The following is a 26,420-nucleotide window of genomic DNA, read 5'->3' as shown; positions in this document are numbered from 1 at the left end:
CAATTATCCGGTATTAGCTACCGTTTCCGGTAGTTATCCCAGTCTTGAGGGCAGGTTGCCTACGTGTTACTCACCCGTCCGCCGCTAAGCTAATGGTTTCCCGAAGGAAACCGTTGCTCCGCTCGACTTGCATGTATTAGGCACGCCGCCAGCGTTCGTCCTGAGCCAGGATCAAACTCTCCATATAGGATTTATCGAGCGAACACTCCTCCGAATGACTCCGAGAAAATATCCGACCGATGAGTTTAATTGCTCATTTCAAAACTGACGATTCATTATATATAATGAATCTTATAAATCTTAACGTGTTCATTTGTTCAGTTTTCAAAGAACTTGATTCTGTATGAATACTGTTTCACACAGGACGTTTATCATAACATGCCTTCTCGCTAGCTGTCAACAAGTTTTGACAAACTTTGTTTTCAGCGGATCAAGTAACCCTCGCGAGCGACAAGAAATAATATATCACGACAGCAAGTTAATTACAACCCTTAATTTCAACAAAATATATCCAGCAACAACGTAAGCTCATTTCATCAACCCTGCATTATTCATTTGCAAGGTTTTGCGGTACATTTTACTTATATAGATGTAATCCATTTCGCATGTATATTCGTTACATACTTAACAAGATCATAAGATACGTCAGGAGGCTGACAATACATGAAGAATAACTGGTTTGCCCGCATTCGCAAGGGGTACGGCAAGAAGCTCGTCTCCATTCATTCCTGGAATGCCTGGATTGTCCTATTTCTTGCGGTAAGCGGTCTGCTGCTGGTCGGCGGCTTTTGGCGGGAAATACTCGGTGCAGGACGGGTTTGGCTAAAATGGGCTCATATCGCGGTCGGCATCGCACTTCTGGTACCGGTCATCTATTACCTGCTGCTTGCAGCAAAGCACTGGAAGCGGCTGAGAGGCAAACGAGGCCAGCAGGCCAATGTGATTTTTGTCATGTTCCTTCTAATAGGATGGATCGTTTCAGGCCTTGTGCTGTGGCAGTTCCGCTTAGCGGGACCACGTGCGGCAAATACCGCCCTGCTGATTCACGATCTGCTGACCTGGATTGGCCTGCCTGTGATCATCTATCACTCCGTTACCCGCACCAAATGGCTGAAGGAACCGCAAAAACGTTCCATTACAACATCCATGCCTGACAGCGAAACCGCTGCGAACACAGAGGGCGCTGGTGACACACCTCGCCAACAACCAGCAGGTCCACAGCCTGTCTACACCCGGCGCGGCTTCATTAAAGCAGCTGTCGGCGCCGGACTCGCTGTTACGCTCGGTCCCACCTTCCTTAGCTGGGTTGGCAAAACCATGCAGCTTCCCGGAACAGCGGAATACGCAGCGGATAACGCAAACAATCTGATTCCGGATCCCATTCCGCTCCCGGCTTCATCTCCGCCAACAGGCGGAGGAGCGCAGGGCAATTTCCGGGTGTACACGGTAACTCCGATTCCTTCTTTCGACAACAGCAGCTGGTCTTTTACACTGGATGGTCTTGTGGACAAGAAGATGACCTGGACTTGGGAGGACTTTCTTGCCCTTAAGCGTGAGGTACAGGTGAGTGATTTCCACTGTGTGACCGGCTGGTCGGTGTACCAAAACACATGGGAAGGTATCCCGTTATCCAAGCTTCTGGATATGGCGGGTGTTCAGAGTGAAGCCACTACGGTCAAGTTTTATTCAGGCGATGGCGTTTACACCGATTCCCTAACGATGGAGCAGGCACGAATGGACGATGTGATGGTTGCCGTTATGCATGACGGACTTCCGATTCCCAACCAACTGGGCGGCCCTGTGCGATTGATCACTCCCCAGATGTATGCTTACAAGTCAGTAAAGTGGCTGGACCGGATCGAGCTGATACAAGGCGATCATGTCGGATACTGGGAGCAGCGAGGGTACGACAAGGATGCATGGATTCCAAATGCTAAAAAAGCTTGAAACATAACGTCCCGGTACAACCAAAGTGCCAGCCCTGATCACAGACAAGAATGGACTCTACCTCTACAAACCACCGTTCAACCACTCACGACAAAAAAGGCATTTCGGACTATTACATTCCGTCCGAAATGCCTTTTCTCATTTTAAAAACCGCTGTTGCTCCACAGCTCCTTTAACTCGGTGCCGTCCGCAGTCAGCTTCTCAAAAGCTTCAGCGGAAATCTTGGATTTACCGCTGTTCTTCTGCAGATGATCCAGATAGTCCTCCACCATTTTCAGTGCCTGCGTAGTTCTACCAGCTTTCTGATGATGAATACCCTGTGAGATTTTGTTGCTCAGCGTCTGTGCGAGCGAGTGATGCAGGTCTCCTGAAGCTTTAAAGTCTTCAATCTGATTCAGGATATCTTGACTGACCCAGTTCCCGTCTTTCTGGACGGTGATCATCAGCGGCTCAGATGTTATCATACGTCCATCCAGCGTAATTTGGGCTGTAATAGACGCCGTTCCGGGAGCCAGTGCCTCTACTTCTCCGTCCTCATTGACTTGCACCACATCCGGGCTGCTGGAGGTATAGGTGATCTGAGCTCCTTCCAGCACGGCATTTTGACCATTTTGCAGGAGAACCTGAGTCGTGATGTTCGTCCTGCTGCCAGGCAGAAGTTCGGCTGTGTCTGCTTGCAGGGTGACTTTGTCGATTTTGACCGGGATTTTGTACAGCTTTGCATTATCGGTATAGTAAATGCTGCCATCCGGACCCAGCGTCATCAGATTGACCGTACCTGGAAGCATCTGCTTGGTTCGCAGATCCTCAGGATCTACAGCAAACAGCTTGCGGCCGATCGTTGTATACAAGAGACCGTCTTCTGACCACCGTAAATAGTACGGTCTGAATTTGCTCGTGTTGAACGGTGTCTCGGTCACCACTTTGCTCTTGACCACTTCCAGGGTATCCGGATTCATGGCGAACAAAATGGCATCATATTTCGTATTGTCCACGGATCCATCCATGATTCCCCACAGTAGCCCATCAGGACCGATAGATAATCCGCCGATCTGGCGGGCTTTACCTCTCAGTCCTTCGACTTCAGGCACAAACGTCTGTGTCACCTGGCGAGCAGCAAGGTCGAACACGAACATTTGGGCCTCATCAGCCGTCAGATCTGCGCCGAGACCGCCGTTCAATGTAGTTCCGCCGTAAATTTTGCCGTTATGGTAAGCCAGACCGAACACGCTCTGATCGGGAACCACGTTCCGATACGTTTCATATGTGACATCCGGGAAGCCGCCATATGCCGCTGGGGTTTCTTCCATAATCGTCAATGCTCCGCCCAGCTGTCCATATCCCGGGAATGTGCCAACGAACAGTTTGCCTTCTCCGCTGGTAATGACAAAAGGACGATCCTGCTCTTCTCCAAGATCTGCAGCCAGGCCCGGGTTGCCCTCCTCCATCTCCCGGTAATCGAGCGGCTTGCTCATGTCGAGACGGTACATGCGGGCTGAGCTGTAGGTGCCGTAGTACGCTGCATCATTGAGGAAGCCAATGCCTTCAGGCTGGTGGAACTGCTTGTTGCTGTAGACCATTTTGCCTTGTTCAAGATCATAGACGCTCATGCCCCGCTGATATCCTCCCATATGCAGGTATTTGCCGTCAGTCTCCAGGGCGTTGATCTGGGTCGGGGTTGCCGGCAGGTCGGCAGCATGTTCCTCATACGTATTGCTCAGCGGGTCGTACAGGAAAGATTCACCGAATGCGGCCATGCCTGACAGTACGGTTTTTCCTGCAAAAGTTCCCTTGTTCGGTGTAATCCACGCATGAGTCTTGATCGCCGTATCTTCCGGAAGGGAAGGAATACCTTCTACCTGGGCAACGATATCACTTTGCATATCATAAGAAAAAAGATCGCCCTTAAGCTTGTAGTAGATCAGATTACCATTGTGGGGTGAGGGCGGCGAGATTTTGGTCTGGAACTCGATGGTCCGGATGTATTCCCCGCTCTCTTCATCAATCACATACAGTTTGCTTCCGTTGTACACAAACAGCTTGCCGCCGTAGATGTCAATTTCAGAAATCGTTGTGGAGGTTCCGCTGACGTCAGGAATCTGGATTTCCGTGATCTCTTCGGTTTCCCGGTCATACCGCATCACATGAGCCGTCGTACCAATGCCTGCATAGATATACTGGTCCGTTACCCCTATGCCCCGCACATACTGCTGACCCGCTTTCATGACACCGAGATCCCGGAATTGACCGGAGGCAATATCATATTCGAAAACACGGCCCTGATTGGTGCTGGAGTAGGTTGAGCCGAAGATTTTGCCGTCTGCACTGGCTTTCAGGTCAAATACAGCCGGATTGGACGGGTTGCTGCCAAGGGACTCTACTCTTTTCTCCTGCACCAGGTACCTGTACAATACACCGCTGGTAGCAAAATAAACATTACCGTCAGAGCCCTGTGTCATGCCCCAAATGACCTCTGAGGATGTCGAGATATTTTCCGAAAATTTCAATGCTCCTGTTACCGGATCCACCACATGAAAAGAAACCGGAGAACCTGTCGTGGCTACATACTGCTCCACGGTTCCATCAGGAAGTGTTCCGTAGAAAGCCGACTGGGACAGCGCATAGGCAACATTCGCATCCACCAGTACGCTTTGCTCCTCATACGGCAGGGTTAGAGGCGCACCTTCAGGAGCCTTCTGCTCCAGTTTTACAGCATCCACATAAGCGGCGGTGCCTGTTCCGGCTGCCCCCATATAAAACGCAACTTCTGCAGACACCGTACCGGCTGGCGCCAGTCCCTCGATGGTCATGTCCTGCCAACCCGTACCGTTCTTCAGCTCGATCAGCTGCGTAGGCGGTGTGCCGATAATGGCACCGCTGCTGTTCTTGAAGCGGAGATAGCCGCGGATGCTCTTGGACTCGACTTTGACTTGGGCGGTCAAGCGATAAGTCTCTCCGGCTTGAACCGGAATGGCTCCGCTGGACAGTTCCAGCGACTTGGTCGGATTGTTGTCTGCAATATACACGCTGTTCTGGCCTTCAGCAAAGTTACTGGAGGTGACCGAGATTTCTAACCCTTCAGCTGGCAGATTCGGAATGACACGCCATCCGGGAATCGGATACGCAGCAGAATCTTCAAATCCGGCATTGGATACTGGAACCGGAAGGTATGCATTGGCATTGGAAAGACTGTACACAGGCGATGAATGAAAGGCAGTAACCGGTAAAGCGACTGAAGCTGCGAGAATGATAACGCTTACTTTTTTGAATTTCAAGCTTTTTCCTCCTCTTGTCGCCTAAACTTCATTTACTAGGCTATATAATTTATGTATTTAGCCTAGTTCAACGCGAGGAATGTGTCAATACGAAATACGTACTGGTTTTTTCGCAGCGGATATCACATACTAGGATATATATCACGGCAATGTAAAGATTTAGTGTTTATGGTTGTTGTAAAGGAGGAAGTTTTATGGGCAGACCCAGCAAGCAGGTTCTCCAGGAACGGATGGACCATATGCTGGACAGATTACGTCAGGACATTATGACAGGCCGGCTGAAATCTGGTGATTATATCCCTTCTGAGGTGGCGCTGGGCAGACAGTTCGGCATCAGTAAGGAATCGGTCCGTCGCGCCTTGAACGATCTGGTGGATGAAGGGGTTTTGCGAAAAATCCGCCGGGTGGGGAATCAGGTCACTGAAGAAGCCGGGGGTTTATTTATACATCAAAAACAGCCAAGTCATCATCATACTATGGAGCATCCTTTAGAGGAAGCGGACGCGGTTTTACCTGCAGCTTCGAGGGATCAGACTGTTCTTCGCCTTGCTTATTATCCCGGACTGGAGCAGGAAGCATCACTCTCTATGCTGATTGAGGCATTTGAGCGTAAACATCCGGGAGTGAAGGTCGAGCTTCTTAAGACGACGCTGCCGCTGGAATATGCCCGGCATCATATGGCAGATGTGTTTACTGTGAGTGTGTGGGATCATTGGAAGCAGCAGCAGGTTGACCCCCGGATGAAGATCATGGGGGATCCCCCTTATATGGAAGCCTACCCTAAGCTTAAAGAGCCCTTTGTATCGAGGGACGGGCGGGTAACCGCACTCCCGCTGATCTTCTCTCCTGTCGTGCTGTGTTATAATACGACACATTTTGCAGCTGCCAACATTCCGGCACCGGATGAGCACTGGACCTGGTATACTTTGTTAAAACATGCCCGCACCCTGTCACGGGAACTGAATGTGCGCGGTTTTGCGTCTCATATCCAATCGCTGAACCGATGGCCGGTTTTTTTACTGCAGAACGGATTTCGTTTTGGCGATCAGCCGAACGGGCGCATAGCGGATTCGCCTGATTTGTGGGAAAGCCTTCGGATCTCCCGAGAGCTTCTGTATGGTCAGCAGCAGCATCGCACGGCCCCCCTGCTGAGCGAAAATGATCATGATATTGAACGCTGGTTCCGTGAAGGCAAGGTATCCATGATCATGAACACCTATTTCGGCATGAATTCCCTGCGGAACAGCTCCATGTCCTATGGGGCCGCGCCGCTGCCTTCCCTTCACACAGACCGCACACTGCTGCTCGTGACCGGCATCGCCTGTTCATCGGCCAGCCGTCATCCGGAGCTCGCCCGTCAGCTGGCGGCGTATCTGTGCGGTGAAGAGGCACAGACCCTGATCCGGCAGCACACCGTTTCACTGCCGGCACTCCCCTCCGCCTGGACGCCGGTACAGCCGCTGCTCGGCAGCCGTCCAATTGGAGGGATGGAGCCTGAAGAGATCTGGCGGCGGGGGCATTTTTACAGCGACCTTGATCTGCTGCCCCAGGTGATCGAAGACATGCGTGAGCAGTTAAAGGGCTTCTGGTCCAATATGGAAGACGAGATCGAAGCCGGTGAGCGCTTGACCGAGCTGTTAAAATCGTATCGTTAATGATATGAAGTAAGTAAAAAAGGAGATTGTATCATGGCGGAAAAGTCGCTAAAGCTGGCCAAACCAGCATCCTCCTCCCTCCCTGCTGAACGCGGTACGGGACAGGATACGGTATACCGGATTTTGCTGGCGATCAGCTTTGTTCATCTGTTTAATGACTCGATTCAATCGGTCATTCCGGCGATTTTCCCGATCCTGAAGGACAACCTGATGCTGACGTTCACCCAGATCGGGTGGATCTCATTTGCAATCAATTTTACATCATCCATTATTCAGCCGGTGATCGGTTATGCAGCAGACCGCAAGCCAAGGCCGATGCTGCTGCCGATCGGGATGTGCTGCACCCTCGCGGGGGTCGGAATTCTCGCGTATGCCGGATCTTATGCGCTAGTACTCTTCTCGGTCGTGCTGATCGGGCTCGGCTCAGCCACGTTTCATCCCGAGGGGATGCGCGTGGCCCACATGGCAGCCGGGATGCGCAAAGGCTTATCCCAGTCCATCTTCCAGGTGGGCGGAAATGCAGGGCAGTCCCTGGCACCGCTGCTGACACGGTATATTTTTGTGCCGCTGGGTCAGTCGGGAGCTGTGTACTTCACAATCGTAGCTGCAGCAGGCGTTGCTGTTCAGACTTATGTGGCGCGCTGGTATCAGAGCATGCTGGATGCCGGATACACGTTCAAAAAACGCACCCAGGGACGGCTCATGGACCCCGCCCGGCGCAAAAGCATCCGTCATGCCACCTTTGTGCTGGTGCTGCTCGTGTTCGTCCGCTCCTGGTATGGGGCGGCCATCAGCAGCTATTATGCGTTTTACTTGATGGATGCGTACCGCATCTCACTGGATAATGCGCAGATTTATATCTTTCTGTTTCTCGGTGCAGGGGCAGTCGGTACGTTCCTCGGCGGGCCGCTGGCGGACCGGTTTGGCCGCCGGAATCTGATCATGCTGTCTATGGTGGCTACAGCACCGATCGCCTTACTGCTGCCGCATGTGTCCGCCTTCTGGGCCGGCGTGCTGCTGGTCATCGGCGGATTCATCCTGCTCTCCAGCTTCTCGGTGACCGTCGTGTACGCACAGATGCTGCACCCTGGAAACATTGGCACTGTGTCCGGCCTCATTACCGGATTCGCCTTTGGTATGGGCGGGCTCGGCTCACTGGCCCTTGGCAACCTGGGCGACGCCTGGGGGATCGGCAATGTCATGATTGCCGCCAGCTTCCTGCCGCTGCTCGGCCTGCTCGCATTCCTGCTGCCGAAGGATCGTGTCATCGAGCAGTGGGCCAAGGAGTAAGGTATATTGTTGACATGCGAATACACAGTCGCTCAATAACTTCATTGATCTGGGATGTATCCGTTTCATGCAGGCTGCGATGTCAAGGTGATCGAGTGAATGCAGTAACGGCTCTTAACGGACATACAGTCCGTTAGAGCCGAAAATGCAGGTATCTTCAGTTTCTAACGGACATGGAGTCCGTTAGAGCATGATTTAGGGCCGAATAATGGCTTTCCAAGTGCTCTAACGGACTGAGTGTCCGTTAGAGTTGGCCTGTTCACTAGCCAGAGGCCTCTTAAAAAAATTGAGTATTGCATCGCTCGTCTCCAAATAGAAGGGACGAAAGTCGGCGAGCCGATCACAAAACATATAACCGGGAAAATATGGGAGCTTCGTCCTGACGATCATCGAATTTTATTCTTTGCACATATTGGAAATACCTTTGATCTACTCCACATTCAAGAAAGGGGCAAATTTAATGAGAGAGTGGAATGAATTTTCACAAACCCTCGATGGGATCGAGGAAGTCGAACGCCAAGCGATCAGGGAAACGGCCAGGATCGTCTCCATCCTCATTAAAAGACGGGAAGAACTCGGAATGACTCAGGCAGCTCTTGCTGCTAAGGCTGGCTTGAAACAATCTGCAATTTTGAAAGTACGGCTGCGATTCCACGGATGGACACGATACAGAAGGTAACTCATGCGTTAGGGTTGCAATTTGTATTAATTCCGGAACAAGAGGCGGCAACGATAACAGCCTACGCCTAGACATAGCCAAAAAAACTCCCAAGTAATTAACTCAACAAGCTCGGTTTTTGGGCTTGTTTTTTCTTTTCACACCCACGATCGGGTTACTGCGCCCGCACAATGAAATGTACGTGGTTTTTCACATACATTGGGCTCGAACCATTCGCGTGCCGCAGTTCACAGTGACTGCAAATGACGGTTAGCCACACAGCGTCTTGCAATAGCAAAAAGGGGCAGTCCCACAAAGATCTATGATCTTATGGGACTGCCCCTTTTCCTCTATAACTCCAAACTAACCGCGTACCTTACTTGATCTTCTTCACCAGCTGGATAAACCAGTACAGAAAAATCCAGGGAAGCACGAAGCGGGTGGTCCATTCCAACGCCAATCGAATCGTAAGGAAGCTGTCGTCCTCCATGCTAACCCCTACGATAGAGTAGAACACAATAAAGATGATCAGCAGGGTTATGCCGGTATAGTAAAGTTTCTTATTCAAGCCGCTCACTCCTCATTAAGCAGGCGGACAAACTCCGCTTCGTCCTCCAGTACCTGGATGTCCAGCTGCCGGGCTTTGGCCAGCTTGCTGCCTGCTTTCTCGCCGGCGATCAGCAGGTCTGTCTTCTTGGATACGCTGCCGGTGACCTTGGCGCCGAGCCGCTCCAGCTTCTCGGTCGCTTCCTCGCGGGTGAGCAGATGCAGAGTGCCGGTGAGCACGACCGTTTTGCCGCTAAAGAAAGAGTCGGTGCTGACCACAGCCGGCGCTTCCGGCGCCTTGGCCTGGATACCGAGTGACAGCATTCGCTCAATGGCGACCTGGTTGAACGGGTCGGCAAAATATCCTGCGATCGACTCTGCCACGATGCCGCCAACGTCCGGCAGTTCCACCAGCTCTTCTGCCGTTGCTTCCATGACGCGATGGAGATCGCGGTAGTGATCTGCCAGCATTTTAGTGGTCGACTTTCCGGTATTGGGGATGCCCAGGGCGTATAAAAACGCCGCCAAATCCCGTTCCTTGCTCTTTTCAATCGCATCCAGCAGATTCTGTGCTTTTTTCTCCCCGAACCGATCCAGCTTGATCAGGCTCTCAAAAGCCAGGGTATACAAATCCGCAGGCTCCTTAACGCCAAGCTCTTCATGCAGCTGAATCGCCGTTTTGTCGCTGAATGTCTCGATATCCATTGCATCCCGGGAAGCAAAATGCGTAATCCGCGCAATAATCTGCGGCCTGCAGCCCGTCTTGTTATTGCAGAACAGATGTGCGCCGCGCTGCTCCAGCGGAAATGCGCAGGATGGACACTGCTCCGGATACAAAATCTCTTCCCCATCCTGCTCTTCCGTCACCTTGCCTAAGATCTCAGGAATGACGTCATTGGAGCGGCGGATAAAGACACGGGACCCGAGTGCAAACTTGAGATTCTTGCGTTCGATATCTCCTACGTTATTCAGCGTACAGTTCTGCACCGTAACCCCGGCCAGCTCCACCGGCTCCACGCGTGCCAGCGGCGTAACTTTGCCGGTACGGCCTACGTTCCAGGTCACCGACTGCAGCACCGTCGTCGTCTCCTCTGCCACGAACTTGTAAGCAACCGCCCAGCGCGGGAATTTATCCGTATAGCCGAGAACTTCCCGTGTGCGCATATCCGTCAGCTTCATGACCGCTCCGTCGATCAGGTAATCCAGCGAAGCACGGCGGGCTTCAATATCTGCCAGCTGCTCCATGACATCATCGAAGTTCTCGAAATAGAAAATATACGGATTCACCTTGAAGCGATTCTCCCGAAGAAAATCCATCATCTCTTTATGATCTGTAAACGACCGCTCATCAGAGTAACCGACGTTGTAGAAGTACGCGTTCAGTCTTCGCTCGGCTGTCACCTTCGGATTGAGGTTGCGCAGCGCACCGGCTGCCGCATTCCGGGCATTCTTTAGGGGCTCTGCTGCCGTCTCGTTATACTTCGCAAGCACGGACAGGTTCATGATACCCTCACCCTGCACCTCGATGGTGCCATCCGTAAATGGAATGTTCAGCGGTACGGATTTGATCGTCTTCACCTGCTCCAGAATGCCCTCACCTACCACGCCGTTGCCCCGGGTGGATGCCTGAACAAGCTTGCCCTCCCGGTATGTCAGGTTGAGCGTCAGGCCGTCGAACTTCAGCTCCAGCGCGTAACAGGGTGCCGGAAGCGGATCTGAGGGATTCTTTGCATTATAATCATTCACGAGCCGGACCGCCCGGTCATGCCAGGTGCGGAGCTGCTCAATGTTCTGGGCCTTATCCAGGCTCCACAGCGGAGACAAATGACGATGCGGGGCGAACCCCTTCAAAATCTCGCCGCCTACCCGCAGAGTCGGGGAGTCCGGAAGCACGGTCCCGGTCTCCTTCTCCAGCGCGGTCAGCTGATCATACAGCGCGTCATATTCTTTATCGCTCACCAACGGCTCATCCAGCGTGTAGTAATGGTAGTTGTAATTGTTCAGCTCCGCAATGAGCTGTTCCATACGTTCCATGGCATTCATGCAGGGACTATCCTCCTTAGGGTTTGGTGCTTTGGTGCTGCGTAAAAATTACTCCACCTTGCTGATCGGTGCGAAGCCGGCGAGCAGGCGCTTGACACCGACAGGTGCCGGAAAGGCAATCTGCAGCTCCATGTCATTGCCGCTGCCCTTCACCGACACAATCGTGCCGGTACCCCACTTGCCGTGGGCCACTTTGTCGCCGGCCTTGAAGCCGTCACTGCTGCCAGTCGGCGCAGCCGAGCGGGCAGGGGATCCGGCGGACATCGTCACACGGTTACCCGGCGACGATGACGCCGCTGACGCCGATGCCGTTGAGCCGCCCAGCGACAGATCCTTGGCACGGCTTCCGCCTCCGCCAAAGTTGCCGCCTCCGCCTCCGCTGAAGCCTCGGCCGGCATACGAGCCGCCGATGTTCGCTCCCCTGCGGTAGCGGTCGCGGGCGATCTGGGTGTCTTCCTTCAGCTCCTCCGGAATCTCTTCCAGGAAGCGCGACGGCGGATTCGCTGTCGTGCGTCCGAACAGCGTACGCATGCGGGCACAGGAGAGGAACAGCTGCTTCTCGGCACGCGTTATGCCCACATAAGCGAGACGGCGCTCCTCCTCCAGCTCTTCATTGTCCGAGAAGGCCCGGCTGTGCGGAAAGACGCCTTCCTCCATGCCGACAATAAACACTACTGGAAACTCCAGACCCTTGGCACTGTGCATCGTCATCAGAACGACCGCATCGGACCGCTCTTCTTCGTCATTATCGTTCATGGAATCGATGTCCGCGATGAGCGCAAGATCTGTCAGGAAGGACACCAGCGATTTGTCTTCATTATTTTTCTCAAACTCCTGGGTCACGGACAGAAACTCGTCGATGTTCTCCAGACGGGAGCGGGATTCGATCGTATTCTCATTTTGCAGCTCGCCGCGGTAGGATGACAGCTCCAGCATTTTCTCCGTGAGCTCGGTGACGGACAGAAACTCCACCATCCGGGTCATGGATGCAATCATATCGTAGAACTCCACCAGCGCATTGCGCGTCCGTCCGGCAAATCCGAGATCGTCCACGATCTCCAGCACCCGATAGATTGATGTTCCGCGTTCTGCCGCGGCTGCTGCCAGCTTGCCGACTGTCGTGTCACCGATGCTTCGCTTCGGCACATTAATGATCCGGGTCAGGCTGATATCATCGTCGGGGTTCGAGATCAGGCGCAGGTAGGCGAGCATATCCTTAATCTCTTTGCGATCGTAGAACTTGATGCCGCCGACAATCTGGTACGGGATATCCGATTTGATCAAAATTTCCTCTATCACCCGGGACTGGGCGTTTGTGCGGTAGAGGATGGCGTGATCCTGATAGTTTTTGCCATCCTTAACGTTCTTATTGATCTCTGACGTGACAAAATACCCCTCATCATGCTCCGTATCTCCGCGGAATACCTTGATTTTCGGGCCTTCGCCCGCATCCGTCCACAGATTTTTGGGCTTACGGCCGGTATTCAGGCCAATGACATTGTTCGCCGCATTCAAAATGTTAGCCGTCGAGCGGTAGTTCTGTTCCAGCAGGATGGTGCGCGCTTCCGGATAATCCTCTTCAAAATTCAAAATATTGCTGATGTCCGCCCCGCGCCACCGGTAGATCGACTGATCACTGTCCCCGACCACGCAGATCCGGTGATGGCTGTCCGCCAGCATACGGCAGAGCATGTACTGCGCCCGGTTCGTATCCTGATATTCATCGACATGAATGTATTTGAATTTGCGCTGGTAGAAATCCAGTACCTCGGGTACTTCTTTAAACAGCTGAATGGTGGTCATGATCAGATCGTCAAAATCCAGCGAGTTGTTGCTTTTCAGGCGCTTCTGGTATTCGGTGTATACTTTGGCCGTAATGCCTTCAATATAATCTCCGGCCTTCTGCTCATACTGCTGCGGTGTGATCAGTTCATTCTTCGCTGCGCTCATCAGGGCCTGAATCGCCTTCGGCTCGAACTTCTTGGGATCAATGTTCAGATGCTTCATGCAGCTGCGAATAACCGACAGCTGGTCGGTGGAATCCAGAATGCTGAAGTTGGATGTAAATCCGATCCGTTCAATATCCTTGCGCAGAATCCGTACGCACATGGAGTGAAAAGTAGATACCCAAATATCCCGGCCTTCATGGCCGACCAGCTTGGATACGCGCTCCTGCATCTCGCGGGCGGCCTTGTTCGTAAACGTAATCGCCAAAATGCTCCATGGCGGCGCCTTGCGTTCCGATATCAGATACGCAATACGGTGCGTCAGTACGCGTGTCTTGCCGGATCCGGCTCCCGCCATGATGAGCAGCGGTCCGTCGGTCGCTTGGACTGCCTGCTGCTGCGGGGGATTGAGGCGCTTGATCGCCTCGTGTATGTTAATCATCGGCTGCATGATTCATAGCCTCCTGTGTTCGTAGTTGGTGTAGCTTACGGCCGCTTTACCGCTGTTACCGTGGCAAGGGCCTGTTCCAGGTTGTCATATACAATATTGCCTACAATCACCGTATCGGATGATGCAGCGGCTTCGGCTGCCTGCTCCGGTGTTGTGATCCCGCCTCCATAGAATAGCTGCGCCTGCTCCAGAGATCGCCGCACACGCCGGACCGTGTCCATAGAACCAAAGGTGCCGCTGTATTCCAGATATACCACCGGAAGCTGCATCAGCTTGTCTGCAATCTGAGCATATGCCGCTGCCGACTCCTCGGAGATGTCAGTCTGTGCTCCCGTAAGCTTCGCTACCGCAGCGTCCGGATTCAGCACAATATACCCTTCTGCCACCACAAGCTCCCAAGGGATCATGTAGCCATAGCGCTCAATGCCCTGACGGTGCTTCTCCAGAATCCAGGTGTGGTCCTGCGTGTTAAGCACCATCGGAATCAGATACAGGTCAAAACCCGGCACCACAGCCTCCAGATCTGATACCTCCTGCACGCAGGGCAGCTCATACCGGCGCACACGGGACAGCAAATCCACGGTATTATCATATGTCACTCCGGTAGAGCCTCCGACCATAATGGCATCGGTACCCGACATACAGACGGCATCCAGAGCGTCATCACTCATGTCTTTCTCGGGATCGAGCTTAAAGACGTGTCTCCACGATTTGATCATATCTTTCAAAACGTCATTCCTCCACGTTAACGGTTAACCTGCTAGAAATAAGTCTATGACAGCATGGGGTGCAAGTCAATTTGATGTTCGTATTTTATACGAACATTTTTCGTCGATTGGGATAAATAAGAAAGTTAATTTAAATCATGGAGAGCATAAGGCATAAAAAAGGGTATTAACTTTATACAAAGACAATACAACTCTAGTACAAAAATAAACTTCAGGAGGTAACCCATGCCAGATCCTTCCCAGAAACGCCCTGTCATTGCATTGACCGGAGCCACAGGATATATCGGGCGCAACGTCATGGAGTCGCTCATTGACGATTATGACATCATTGCCCTGTCACGAAACGGAGATGCCAAGGATAACGAAGAGCATGTGGAGTGGCGCTCCTGTGACTTTTTTTCCTTCCAGGATGCCCTGAAAGGACTGCGCGGTGCGGATTACGCCGTGTATCTCATTCATTCCATGCTTCCTTCTGCCAAGCTGACGCAGGGGACTTTTGAAGATATGGATGTCATCCTGGCCCAGCATTTTGCCAGAGCCGCTGCAGAGAACGGCATCAAGCAGATCGTGTATCTTAGCGGCATCATACCGCCTCACGAACACCGTGACGAGCTGTCCCGGCATCTTCAAAGCCGGCTGGAAGTCGAGACCATTCTCGGCAGCCACGGCGTTCCGGTCACTACCCTGAGAGCCGGCCTGATCGTCGGGCCCGACGGGTCGTCTTTTCCGATCCTGGCCAAGCTGGTACGCCGCCTGCCTGCGATGATCCTGCCGTCCTGGACACGGACCAAGACACATACCATTGCCCTGCCGGACGTTATCCATGCCTTTCAGCAGGTGGTCGGCAGAGAGGATGTATACAGCCGTGCGATCGATATTGGCGGACCGGATGTGATGTCGTATCAGGAGCTGCTTCAGCGCACCGCAGATATTATGGGCAAGAAAAGGCGGTTCATCCCGTTCCCCTTCCCTACCGTGAAGCTCTCGCGTCTATGGGTAACCCTCGTGACCCAGGAGCCCAAGGAGATGTCTTACCCGCTGATTGAAAGCCTTGCACACCCCATGGTCGCTGAAGCCCGTCAGACCGTGCCTGGTATCAGTGATGGAAAGATTACATATGAGGAAGCAGCTGCAGCTGCCCTGGATGAGGAACAGAAGAAGCAGGAAGAGAAGAAACGCGAACAAGAGGAAGAAGGCTCCAAGACCCCCTCCCCGGTCCGCAAGCTTAAACAAGCCGTCAAATCCGACGTACGCTCGGTGCAGCGAATCACCCTGCCTGAAGGCCAGGATGCCATCTGGGCAGGAGACGAATACCTGCACTGGCTCTCACGCCTGGCAAGCCCTCTTTTGCACATAAAGACCACACGGACCGGCGTGCAGCAGGTGTATGTATTGTGGTGGAAGAAGCCGCTGCTGGAGCTCACGTTTGATGTAGGTATGAGCCAGTCCGATCATGCGATCTACCGCATCACCGGCGGCCGGCTGCTGCATGCGAAGCGGGCGCACAACGGGAGGCTGACGTTCTTGCAGATTCCGAATTCCCGAGAGTGCATTGTCGCGATCCATGATTACATGCCGTCCCTGCCTTGGGTGATGTACAAATATACGCAGGCCAAAATCCACCTGTGGGTGATGAAAGCGTTCGGAAAATACTTGCGGAGGTGGAAGCATCGAAGCACAACAGATACTAAGGCCGCTCCCCGGCAGGCCATGTCTCAACATGACTCTACGGTACGATAACGGCATAAAAACAGACCATTCCTAAGTCTTAGCCAGGATGGTCTGTTTGGGTATGAGATCAGTATGCGTTTTTGAAGCCGTTGCGGATCGTGCGCAGAATGATTTTGAGATCAAACAGGATGGACCAGTTCTCGATGTAAAAAATATCGTGCTGTATCCGCTCCTCAATCGACGTGTCTCCCCGCAGGCCGTTACTCTGCGCCCAGCCGGTAATACCCGGCCGCACGTGGTGCTTCACCATGTACTTCGGGATCTCCTCGCGGAACTGCTCCACGAAGTAAGGACGCTCCGGCCGCGGGCCGACCACACTCATATGTCCCATCAGTAATTTAGTTAGAACACCCTGGTTACGGCGGATCATGATTTCACCTCTAACCCCTATTGTTCGCTTTGGCTATCGACATTATATCAAAGCTGAGAGAAAACAGGGGAGGAATTACTATTCATTTCTCTGCAACGCTGCCAACGATAAAAAGCCCGAAAGCCTGGTCATTCATGACCGGGATTTCGGGCTTTAGTATAGATCTACATCCTGTAATTACCGGGATGTTCCTTCATCGCCTGTAAAAACTGTCTTAGTGCCTCGCGCCAGTGCGGGAAATCGGCGAATCCATTCGTTCGGATCGACATATGCTCCATCACAGAATTTTTGGGCCGCGGTGCGGGCCGCGGGAATTCATCTGTAGTACAAGGCTCAAGACGCGCAGTTACCGGCCAGTTCAAATGCTTTTGCGCTTCTTCCAATATAGCCTGTGTGAATTCATACCATGTGCACGAGCCGCTGCCGGAGGCATGATAGATCCCGTATTGTTGGGTGCCGGACAGCTCCAGCAAAAAGTTAGCCAAATCCACCGTGTACGTCGGCGAGCCTTTTTGATCGTTCACCACCTGCAGCTGTGATTTATCACGTCCCAGCTTCAGCATCGTTTTCACGAAGTTGGTGCCATGAAGTCCAAACACCCAAGAAGTTCGGACAACAAACCATCTCGAACACAAGGACTGCACCAGCAGTTCGCCAGCCCGCTTGGATTTACCGTAAACACTCTGAGGATTTGTATTGTCGTACTCATAGTAAGGCTGTTCACTCGCTCCATCAAAAACATAATCCGTGCTGATATAAATGAGCTTGGCCCCTGTCTCTTCCGCTGCCACGGCTACGTTCCTGGTTCCAGCCGCATTAATCCGGTATGCAGCCTTAATATCGCTTTCTGCAGCGTCCACATTCGTGTAGGCTGCGCAATGCACAATACAATCCGGTTGATAAGAAGATATCACACGATGACACTGCTCTGAATCGGTTATGTTCAACTCGCTGCGGCCGCAGGCAAGAACACAATGTCCTGATTTAACATATGCAGAAACGATATCCTGTCCAAGCTGGCCGCCCGCTCCGGTTACCAGCACTTTCATGGCTTATCTGCCAAGCGGTCGCCGTACATTTCATTCATATACTCTCGGTATTGCCTAGACTGTATGCGAAGCCACCACTGTTCATGATTCAAGTACCATTGTACCGTCTCTTTGATTCCCGTTTCAAAATTATACTTGGGCTTCCAGCCCAATTCCTTCTTTATCTTGCTTGGATCAATTCCGTAACGCCGATCATGACCAGGCCGATCCTTGACGTAGGCAATCAGGGATTCAGGTTTGCCCAGCTCCTGCAAAATCCTTTTGACGATGTGAAAATTCGTCCGTTCATTGTTCCCTCCGATATTGTATACCTCACCATTCACGCCTTCATGAATTACCAGATCGATGGCGCTGCAATGATCTTCTACATACAGCCAATCTCTAATGTTTAGTCCATCACCATATAGAGGCAGCGACTGATTGCTCAGCGCACGGGAAATGATGAGCGGAATCAGCTTCTCCGGGAACTGATAAGGCCCATAGTTATTGGAGCACCGGGTAATATTCACAGGCAAATTGAAAGTTTCATGATACGCACGAACCAGCAGATCCCCGCCAGCCTTGCTTGCGGAATATGGACTATTCGGTGAAAGCGGCGTTGATTCAGTGAATAGTCCTGTTTCTCCCAGGGATCCGTAAACCTCATCTGTAGAAACCTGTACGAACTTAGCCACTCCATATTTTTTAGCCGCATTCAGCAAAACCTGTGTACCCATGACATTCGTATTCACAAAAATTTCCGGTTCCATAATGCTGCGGTCCACGTGAGACTCTGCTGCAAAATTCACCACCACATCTATACCCTGCTTAAATACGCGGTCTACGGCATCATGATCTGCGATATCACCCTGAACAAATGTGTAGCCTGGGTGCTGCTCTATTGATTTCAAGTTCTCCAGATTTCCTGCATACGTTAAAACATCCATATTGATAATTTCATAGCCTGGATGATGCTTGAGCATATAGTGCACAAAGTTACTGCCAATAAACCCGGCTCCCCCGGTGACAAGAAGTTTCATTCTTCTGCAGCCTCCTACTCAAAAATTCAATTCCGCATCCTTCAGCAGCGGGTGCTGTTGATCTTTATCCGAGAGCACAGGGTTGGATGTTGGCCAATCGATGCCTAATGCCGGATCATTCCATAAAATACCTCGATCATGCTCCGGAGAGTAGTACTCATCTACTTTATACAACACTTGTGTATTCGGTACCAATGTGTAGAAGCCATGAGCAAAGCCTTTTGGCACGAGCAGCTGTCTATGATTGTGTTCACTCAAAATGACTCCGGCCCATTGTCCAAAACCAGGGGATTCTTTCCGAAGATCGACCACAACATCATAAATCGCCCCGGACAAAACCCGGATCAGTTTAGTTTGCGCTTTAGTACCCAGTTGATAGTGCAGCCCTCGCAGCACGCCAGGCTCAACGGATAAGGATTGATTGTCTTGTACAAACCTGTACTTCATACCATGAGCTTTAAACAACTCTTCGTTGTAACTTTCCATAAAAAGTCCTCGGCTGTCACTGTGAATTTTTGGTTCGATATAGAATACGTCTTTAAGATGGAGAGAAGTAATGTTCATTGTTATTTAACCCTCCCTTTACCCGTAACCTTTTGAATTAAAATATTCAGCACCGTCGTCACTAATGTATGTAAAGTTGTCTGGTAAATTCACCATGGAAGTTGCCGGATTGCTTCAGCGGCAGTGGTGCACTGAAAGGCTGGGGATACGTCCTTAGCGTTTTTGTGGTTGTCGGGCTGATCGGCTGGGCAATTCAGCGCTATGTAGCACCTGTTCTGCAAAAAGCGCTTAGCAAATGGACAGACCGCAGAGGTTCCGGACTTTGGCTGCCGATCTGTTCGGTTGTAGTAGGGGGATTGCTGATCTTCCTGCTGGTCGGAACAGGGCTGAAAAATCTGCTGCCGGACAATATGACAACGCGCCTGGATGGCGCTCTTGAATGATGCACTCGAAGACGAGCCTTATAACAAAGGCATGCTGAACCGCCTCATGCAGGGCTATGAACTCCGGGGCGAGCAGGACAAAGCATATAAAGTGCCCAAGGATAATGCGTATAAGTTCAATTTGGACATTGAGTGGCATGAGAAAATGATCAACCAGGCTTTGGAACTCGGTTATCAGGCGCTCGGAGCTGGAGGTACGGAGGAAAAAGATAAGTACTTCAGAGAAGGTACAGCCACATTCGAGAAGGTGCAGGAAGGTATCAAGTATCTGGCAACACTGCCTGAAGGTCAGATGCAGGGCCGGCCATTTGAAAACACTCCGGATATGATCCTGAACACCGGTAAAATGTACTTTATGATGAATCAGCCGGAACAGGCTGCTGCGGCACTTCAGTTGGGGCTGCAGGATGACTTGTCCCAGACGGTTCATCAGGACATTGCTGCATGGTACCTGGCATCTCTGCAAAAGCAGGGCCAAGAAGATCCGGAGCTGCTGAACAAGCTGAAGCAGGTGGATCCGACCGCTGAAGAAAAGATCCAGAATTGGACTCAAATCGGATTTTAAAAAAAAGAAGGACAGGAGTCTGTAAAATAGATTGTGTAAACTCCCAAAACTTTTAAAATGAAACATAGTAGAAAGGTTGGGAGAACACATGGGACCTTGGGATAAACAGCAGCTGCGAGCTTTCATTAAGGAGAATAATCTGGTGACCGCGCAGGATGCACAAAACGCCTTGAAAGATCTGTTTGCAGAAACGCTTCAGGAGATGCTGGAGGCCGAAATGGACCAGCATTTGGGTTACGAAAAGCATGTCGTGAAGAGCAAGCAGACGACAAACAGCCGAAACGGCAAGAGAAAAAAGAAGATCACCAGTGAATATGGTGAATAGCAAATTTTGGTGCCTCGAGACCGTGAAGGTGAGTTTGAGCCGTTAGTGGTCAGGAAGCATCAGTCCAATGTGACAGGCATTGAAGACCAAATTATTGCACTTTATGCCAAAGGCGTCAGCACTCGTGAGATTCAGGACCATCTGCAGCAGCTGTACGGTCTCGATGTCTCTCCTACCTTCATCTCTAACGTGACCAACAAGATTATCCCTCTGGTGAAAGAGTGGCAGAATCGCCCCCTCCAGAGCGTGTACGCTGTGGTATTTCTGGATGCCATTCATTTCAAGGTGAGACAGGATGGGGCTATTGTCAACAAGGCCGCTTACATGGTCATTGGCATTGATTTAGATGGAAACAAAAACGTTCTGGGCATGTGGATTGGTGAGAATGAGTCTGCAAAATTCTGGCTCAGTGTGCTCAATGAATTGAAGAATCGCGGTGTTCAGGACATTCTCATTACTTGTATAGATAACCTTACGGGCTTCTCACAAGCGATTTCAGCATGCTATCCCAGCACGGAAATCCAAAAATGTATCATCCACCAAATCCGCAACTCCACCCGTTATGTATCCTACAAAGATCTCAAGAAAGTCACCTCGGATTTAAAACCGATCTACAAGGCGATGACGGAGGAGATGGCTCTGCTGGAGTTGGACCGGTTTGAGGAGATTTGGAGCGCCAAGTATCCACTCATTATCCGTTCATGGCGCAACAATTGGGATGAACTCGCCACGTTCTTTAAGTACCCGCCTGAGCTTCGCAAGCTCATTTACACCACCAATATGATTGAGAGCTACCACCGCCAACTCCGTAAAGTAACGAAAGGGAAAAGCATCTCCCCTACGGATGAATCTCTTCTCAAAATGCTCTATCTAATGACGGTCGATGTTACTCGCAAGTGGACAGGCCGAGTCCAAAACTGGGGCCAGATCCTGCTTCAATTATCCGTGTTTTATCCTGAACGGATTGGCCAGCACTTGCCCTAAAGAGCCACCTTCTCTTAACAGGGGTATTCTTGATTTAGAGTTGTAGAGTAGAAGAGCGCCTTTCCTTACAGGATTGTACGCTCCCCCCTCGCAGAACCGTGCTTGCGCTATTTACGCACACGGCTCCTCATCGGAAGTTTCACACAAGGGCCTTTCCGCCAAACACACTCGAATAAATCCTTGGTTTGGGTAGTGGATTGGCTTCCATTAGCAATAAGAACTTGTCCCAGGTATAGCTATTCCGTTGGCTTCTTCGGTTCAACCATTTAAATAGCAATCTCATTGTACCGTACCAGTATCTCGACAGCATTGGACCATTGTCTGTGATGCCGTAGTACCTGTAGTGTCCAGTGAGTTTTGCTTTGAGCTGATCTATGAGTGATTTGACCGGCAGGGTTCGATTGGCCTTTATCCATGCTTTCATTCGATTGAGGGCGGCTTGAAATTCCGTTTCGACTTTTCCCACAATAGTGGGTAAATCCTAGAAAATCGAATGTCTCCGGCTTGCCCTCTCCTCTGTTCCCTTTGTTTTGTGCAGCAAATTGGCCAAATTCTATAATCTTGCTCTTTTCTGGTGCTATCTCCAGGTTGAACTTTTTGAGCCTATCCTTAAGTTGCAGATAAAAATTTTGAGCTTCGCCTTCAGATTGGAAACAACACACAAAATCATCCGCGTAACGAACCATGTGGGTCTGGCCTCTGTATTGCTTCTTCATTCGTTTCTCAAACCATAAGTCCAGTACGTAGTGTAGATAGACATTAGCGAGCACGGGGGAGATGATTCCTCCCTGAGGCGTACCTTGTTCGGTTTGCCGAAGGACTCCTTCCTCCATCATGCCAGCTTTGAGCATACGCTGTATCAGTTGCAACAGTTTGCAGTCCTTGATACGAACCTCCAGGCATTTCATCATCCAGCTATGATCCACATGGTCAAAGAAACCAGATATATCCGCATCCACAACCCAGTTCGTTTTCTTCGTCATGATCGTCGTATTTAACATTCGCAATGCGTCGTGACAACCAAGCCCTGGTCGAAATCCAAATGAAGAGTTCAGAAAGTCCTGTTCGTATATGGCAGACAGGATTTTACTCACTCCCAGCTGAACAATCTTATCTTCGTAGGCTGGGATACCCAGCGGTCTCATCTTCTTGCTTCCAGGCTTAGGGATATACACTCGCCTGACGGGTTGAGGTTTGTAAGCCATTTGGCGCAAGGAATGATGCAGATTCTTTAAATTCATGCACAGATTCTCCTCGTATCGCGCTTTCGTAACTTCATCCATTCCCACAGCTTTGTTCCCTTTCAGTTCTTGGTGGCACATGTACAATGCTTCCTCGTCCAGAAGGTGGATTAGGCTCGTAAACTGTTCTTTGGGTCGATCTTTTGCTAATTGTGCTATCTTAACAAGTTTTGTTTCCAATTCGCTTCCACCTCTGAGTGTGGGAATTGTGTCCTTTGCCAAGGTCTTCAGATGCAGCTTCCTTTTCTCCACTGCCATTACGCAGCTTCATCGATACTACTTAGCTATCCGACTCCCTATCTCTCATTTGCTTTCCTTGCTTGGTTTTCGCTTGTACGGCATACCCAGTGGTTCTAGGGAAAGATAGGGTCTCCCGGGTTACCGCTAATTCTCGATTTATAACGTGCCAAGCTCTTAGACCCCGGAGCGCCTGTTCAAACTCACCATTGCGCTTGAACAAGTTTTGCCTTCTGTATGTGTAACTACATCGGCCAATCTCGACTAATTTTTCGAGGCTCAATCACTTCAGCTTACGCTTTCGGCCCGCTACTTTGCCGTTCTACGCTTAAAGCTATCCGTTACCGGATCGCCTCCAAGAACTAGCTACAGGATGGCTGGTTAGGCTTTATCCTGATGGGACTCTCACCCACTAGAATTAGCGACCTTGCCCGGCCGCACTACACAAACTTATTGACAGACCCAAGGACAGCTTTCGCAGCTATACTGCGGCGGCTGTCCTTTTTTTAGTGTTAGATTCTGGTTCTTGGTAATTTAACATATTTCCATTGTTAAATTACCTTTTATACGTAACATGGTATCGATTTCTACACTGATTTACTTTTCGAACTCAAGCGTAATGCTTAGTTTAAGTTCTTCAATGATACATATAAGCGTGTAATCATCTTCTTTTTCTTTAACCTTAACCAAAGCAATCGTATGAGATGACTCAGGGATAGGTTGTATATAATGTTCATGGATCTCCGATTACCAATCTTCTGCAAAGAAACTCTACCTCTTGGTGATCTCATAGAGTTTTTTATTGGCATTGATAACTATACTTGAACATTACATTCTCTATTACAATTTATTAAGAAACTCCCTGCAATTCTTACCTGACATATTATCAAGCGATGCCATAACTATTAATTTCTCCATAAGTTCATTGTTATTTATTATAAAATCTTTATTTTTATCACTAATCAAAAATCTTAAAGAATCAATGCACATTTCAAATAGTTCTTTGTCTGTAGTATCTATAAGTGATAATACTATATTTATTTCCCTTGCATCATTATCCTCTCCAAAGCAATACACTACTCTTTTTTGCCACTCTATGGACTTATCTATTATATTGTCCATGAGCACTTTCCAATCCAGTTCAGAAAATTGTTCCAATAACATCAACGCATCATTTATTCCAACATCATACCAATAATCATCTGAAGCATTCTCTCCAGACATTTCAGTTATTAATTTGTCAAATTGTTCATATTTCACAAATCCCCCTCCTCTAATTTATTGGTTCAAATCCAGGCGTTCATCATAATTAGCCTGCTTCTACTGACACACCTACTAATTCCAAAAATAATCCTTGAAAGCCATAAAGCTAATCAAGGTTTTAGATGCTAATTTTTTCAATTGAAATCCCACTCTAATACGATTTCTACACCTTCATACTCTGTTAATATTCTGAACAGAGTATCTGCTACCATAGATAAGTCTGCAAATTAATATCAAATAATGGAAATCTTTCTTGGGTCGACAGTCGTCCGTGATATAACCCGTAACAAGATTGTAGATTTCCACTTCGACAGTGGTTTTATTTGGTACCGGTAAGACTTTTCTCTCGGTCTCCAGACAAAAGAAATGTTACCTCAACTCATCAACTCGTTACACTCGGTAGCTCCCACCAATTTATTTTATTTTAAGATTATAATCTTCTCCGCGATGATTCTACATTCCTTGATAGATTTATCGAACTCCTTCCCAAAGGATTTTTCGAATATATTGAATACTACATTTGCTAGTTCATTGACAGTACTAGTGCAACTTGCTGCTTCATACACTTTTTGCGACTCAGATAAATATTCATCTTCCAGCAATGGATTAATATCTACTGGATTCCATTCGTTAATTATTTGAATGATATGATCTCTCATTTGTTGCCTTACCTCCCGAACAATGATTTTGACAATGCCTTATAAGCATCATCATATTTGCTCTTTGGAATAACAGTAACAAGCGTCCCATCGTTGGCGACAACCGCCGCGCCTTCCTCAGAGAAAAACAGATGTTTTTTTCCATTATTCTGTGAAAGTGCCTTGCCATTTTCGACCCACAATTCTGCCATTTCTTTTGTCACACCACGTTCATTCATCCTCTCCATACCATGGGAAGAAACCTTCGACCAATCAATTTTGGTTCCTGGATTTTCTACCAGTTCACCTGCTTTTCCAAAGTCATCCCCGATCTTTGCAAGAGTTTCCACACCCTCAGCCACTTCATCCACATGCTTGCCCGCTTGCGCGGCCCCTTCGCCAACCTTAACTCCTTTACCCGCTCCCTTGAACAATTTCCCTATAGGTCTGGCGGCGCCTGCGAACGGAAGCATAGAGACTATAGTAACACCTTTCTGCACGTTCGAAAGTTCTTCATTTGTCACCATACTTCTGCCGGTATAGAGTTCCACGGCTCCTTTTATCGTACCGACCACAGGGATCATATTCAGCCCCGTATCTGCTGTATCGCGGATTGTCTTATGAATGGGTTCATAGTACACCTTAAAGTTAACTTCACCTTTCATCCGGTTAAAGTTCACAAAATTCTGAGCATCGGGATTCGGTGAATCACCCATCCGCTCGAAGGTGACCGGGTCATAGCCTTCATCCAAAGCATACTGTAGAAAATCCGCCGTGCTCCTCCGAGGGCTGTACAAAATTTCTGGTCTTGTGAAAAACTCTTTCTGGTTCTTGTACTGCTCTAGCAGCTGATCTAAATTGCCGGTGTTAACGGAAAGTCGGGATCCGTTCTGTCCTTCAAAAGTAACGTTCCCTTCGTCATCTTCCTGATACTCGCCAATCAGGTCCTCCAGCTTGGACGAGCTGCTGAATTCCGCCACGGTCTGACCATCCCGATCTGTAAACAGCAGAGTATGGTCAGGGGACTTGGCATCATCTGCTGCCTGCCCTCCGTCTCCCGGCCGCGATACTTCCTCCGGTCTTGGCAGCAGCTCCGGATTCACACAATTTGGATCCAAGCTGCCATCAAGAATCTTGAACTTAATCGCCGCACGTTTCAATTCGACATGAACCTGGTGCATATGCTCCAGCGTCTGATTCATCTCACGGACTGCACGCTGGAAATCACCATAAAATCGCTCACGGGTCATTCCGTCCCACTCGCCCGACATTTGGGACAAGCTGTGGTTTAGCGCTTTATTCATGCCCTCCAAATGAAGGGCACCACGTTCAAACTGCTCCGCTACCTGCAGCAGCACCTCAGGTGGAACCAATATTCTGGACATCTCATAACCTCGCCGTAAGTTAGATAACTATCTTTTTACCATATCTACTATTAACCGGAAAAGGGTATAAAGTCCTCATTCATTCCAAAATTCCCCAAAAAACCTTGAAAGGCACGATGCCAATCAA

20 protein-coding genes, 1 rRNA gene and 3 pseudogenes are annotated in these 26,420 nt (G+C 50.0%); 9 read left to right on the top strand and 15 right to left on the bottom strand.

What is annotated here, in order from left to right; translation table 11 throughout:
• A 16S ribosomal RNA gene (locus HII30_RS13230) occupies positions 1-187 on the bottom strand; the annotation flags it as partial.
• Between the two features lie 476 nt (positions 188-663).
• Here HII30_RS13230 and HII30_RS13225 point away from each other — a divergent pair.
• Entirely contained in the window at positions 664-1,947 is a 1,284-nt protein-coding gene (locus HII30_RS13225) for a molybdopterin-dependent oxidoreductase (protein ID WP_169505515.1), read from the top strand.
• Positions 1,948-2,090: 143 nt separating this feature from the next.
• Here the strand turns inward: HII30_RS13225 and HII30_RS13220 are convergent, their stop codons facing one another.
• Positions 2,091-5,222, bottom strand: coding sequence for an FIMAH domain-containing protein (locus HII30_RS13220; protein ID WP_169505514.1), 3,132 nt, complete (start codon positions 5,220-5,222; stop codon positions 2,091-2,093).
• 194 nt (positions 5,223-5,416) lie between these two features.
• On the opposite strand from HII30_RS13220, the gene HII30_RS13215 reads away from it, so the two are divergent.
• From HII30_RS13215 to HII30_RS13200, 4 genes are all read left to right on the top strand, one after another.
• Positions 5,417-6,877 (top strand): extracellular solute-binding protein, encoded by a 1,461-nt coding sequence (locus tag HII30_RS13215; protein WP_169505513.1) that lies wholly within the window; start codon positions 5,417-5,419, stop codon positions 6,875-6,877.
• Between the two features lie 33 nt (positions 6,878-6,910).
• Positions 6,911-8,167: an MFS transporter gene (locus tag HII30_RS13210; protein WP_169505512.1), complete on the top strand. Its 1,257-nt coding sequence runs from the start codon at positions 6,911-6,913 to the stop codon at positions 8,165-8,167.
• 237 nt (positions 8,168-8,404) lie between these two features.
• The gene (locus HII30_RS13205; protein ID WP_169505511.1) at positions 8,405-8,644 is read left to right on the top strand and encodes a type II toxin-antitoxin system RelE/ParE family toxin; all 240 of its coding nucleotides are present in this window, start codon (positions 8,405-8,407) and stop codon (positions 8,642-8,644) included.
• A complete protein-coding gene (locus HII30_RS13200) occupies positions 8,628-8,846 on the top strand; it encodes a helix-turn-helix domain-containing protein (RefSeq protein ID WP_169505510.1) in 219 nt (72 codons plus the stop codon). The genes HII30_RS13205 and HII30_RS13200 overlap by 17 nt, the downstream gene beginning before the upstream one ends.
• 355 nt (positions 8,847-9,201) lie before the next feature.
• Here the strand turns inward: HII30_RS13200 and HII30_RS13195 are convergent, their stop codons facing one another.
• Genes HII30_RS13195 through pcrB form a run of 4 tightly spaced genes read right to left on the bottom strand, consistent with a single transcriptional unit; the run spans position 9,202 to position 14,539 of the window.
• Positions 9,202-9,393 carry a hypothetical protein gene (locus tag HII30_RS13195; protein WP_169505509.1) on the bottom strand — a complete coding sequence of 64 codons (192 nt, stop codon included), beginning with the start codon at positions 9,391-9,393 and terminating at the stop codon, positions 9,202-9,204.
• Positions 9,394-9,398: 5 nt separating this feature from the next.
• Entirely contained in the window at positions 9,399-11,414 is a 2,016-nt protein-coding gene (gene ligA / locus HII30_RS13190) for an NAD-dependent DNA ligase LigA (protein WP_169505508.1), read from the bottom strand.
• Between the two features lie 48 nt (positions 11,415-11,462).
• Positions 11,463-13,811 (bottom strand): DNA helicase PcrA, encoded by a 2,349-nt coding sequence (gene pcrA / locus HII30_RS13185; RefSeq protein ID WP_169505507.1) that lies wholly within the window; start codon positions 13,809-13,811, stop codon positions 11,463-11,465.
• 35 nt (positions 13,812-13,846) lie between these two features.
• On the bottom strand, positions 13,847-14,539 hold the full coding sequence (gene pcrB, locus HII30_RS13180) for a heptaprenylglyceryl phosphate synthase (RefSeq protein ID WP_169505506.1): 693 nt from the start codon (positions 14,537-14,539) through the stop codon (positions 13,847-13,849).
• Positions 14,540-14,764: 225 nt separating this feature from the next.
• Between pcrB and HII30_RS13175 the strand changes: the two genes are divergently transcribed.
• Positions 14,765-16,279: an NAD(P)H-binding protein gene (locus HII30_RS13175; RefSeq protein ID WP_169505505.1), complete on the top strand. Its 1,515-nt coding sequence runs from the start codon at positions 14,765-14,767 to the stop codon at positions 16,277-16,279.
• Positions 16,280-16,337: 58 nt separating this feature from the next.
• Here the strand turns inward: HII30_RS13175 and HII30_RS13170 are convergent.
• The 4 genes and pseudogenes from HII30_RS13170 to rfbC form a co-directional block, all read right to left on the bottom strand.
• A pseudogene (locus HII30_RS13170) lies at positions 16,338-16,607 on the bottom strand (sugar transferase); the annotation flags it as partial.
• A gap of 197 nt (positions 16,608-16,804) precedes the next feature.
• A complete protein-coding gene (gene rfbD, locus HII30_RS13165; protein WP_169505504.1) occupies positions 16,805-17,689 on the bottom strand; it encodes a dTDP-4-dehydrorhamnose reductase in 885 nt (294 codons plus the stop codon).
• Entirely contained in the window at positions 17,686-18,708 is a 1,023-nt protein-coding gene (gene rfbB / locus HII30_RS13160) for a dTDP-glucose 4,6-dehydratase (RefSeq protein ID WP_169505503.1), read from the bottom strand. The genes rfbD and rfbB overlap by 4 nt, the downstream gene beginning before the upstream one ends.
• Before the next feature lie 18 nt (positions 18,709-18,726).
• Positions 18,727-19,272, bottom strand: a complete 546-nt coding sequence (gene rfbC / locus HII30_RS13155; protein ID WP_169505502.1) for a dTDP-4-dehydrorhamnose 3,5-epimerase — start codon at positions 19,270-19,272, stop codon at positions 18,727-18,729.
• A 101-nt stretch (positions 19,273-19,373) separates the two neighbouring features.
• Here rfbC and HII30_RS13150 point away from each other — a divergent pair, with 101 nt between their 5' ends.
• The 3 genes and pseudogenes from HII30_RS13150 (at position 19,374) to HII30_RS13140 (ending at position 21,529) form a co-directional block, all read left to right on the top strand.
• Complete coding sequence (locus tag HII30_RS13150) at positions 19,374-19,655, top strand: hypothetical protein (RefSeq protein WP_169505501.1); 282 nt, start codon at positions 19,374-19,376, stop codon at positions 19,653-19,655.
• Positions 19,639-20,220: a hypothetical protein gene (locus HII30_RS13145; protein ID WP_211184575.1), complete on the top strand. Its 582-nt coding sequence runs from the start codon at positions 19,639-19,641 to the stop codon at positions 20,218-20,220. Before HII30_RS13150 ends, HII30_RS13145 begins: the two co-directional genes overlap by 17 nt.
• Before the next feature lie 88 nt (positions 20,221-20,308).
• Positions 20,309-21,529 (top strand): annotated as a pseudogene (locus HII30_RS13140) (IS256 family transposase).
• Positions 21,530-21,668: 139 nt separating this feature from the next.
• Here the strand turns inward: HII30_RS13140 and HII30_RS21645 are convergent.
• From HII30_RS21645 to HII30_RS13120, 5 genes and pseudogenes are all read right to left on the bottom strand, one after another.
• On the bottom strand, positions 21,669-21,953 hold the full coding sequence (locus tag HII30_RS21645) for a group II intron maturase-specific domain-containing protein (protein ID WP_246246374.1): 285 nt from the start codon (positions 21,951-21,953) through the stop codon (positions 21,669-21,671).
• Positions 21,943-22,812, bottom strand: a pseudogene (gene ltrA, locus HII30_RS13135) (group II intron reverse transcriptase/maturase); the annotation flags it as partial. The gene HII30_RS21645 and the pseudogene ltrA, both read right to left, overlap by 11 nt.
• A gap of 1,035 nt (positions 22,813-23,847) precedes the next feature.
• Positions 23,848-24,267 (bottom strand): hypothetical protein, encoded by a 420-nt coding sequence (locus HII30_RS13130; protein ID WP_169505499.1) that lies wholly within the window; start codon positions 24,265-24,267, stop codon positions 23,848-23,850.
• Positions 24,268-24,689: 422 nt separating this feature from the next.
• A complete protein-coding gene (locus HII30_RS13125) occupies positions 24,690-24,929 on the bottom strand; it encodes a DUF1871 family protein (RefSeq protein ID WP_169505498.1) in 240 nt (79 codons plus the stop codon).
• 8 nt (positions 24,930-24,937) lie between these two features.
• Complete coding sequence (locus tag HII30_RS13120) at positions 24,938-26,293, bottom strand: pre-toxin TG domain-containing protein (protein ID WP_169505497.1); 1,356 nt, start codon at positions 26,291-26,293, stop codon at positions 24,938-24,940.
• Positions 26,294-26,420 lie beyond the last annotated feature (127 nt).

The organism is Paenibacillus lemnae, assembly GCF_012933385.1.
Classification (GTDB): domain Bacteria; phylum Bacillota; class Bacilli; order Paenibacillales; family Paenibacillaceae; genus Paenibacillus_AQ; species Paenibacillus_AQ lemnae.
This window is presented reverse-complemented; position numbering and strand designations above follow the sequence as displayed.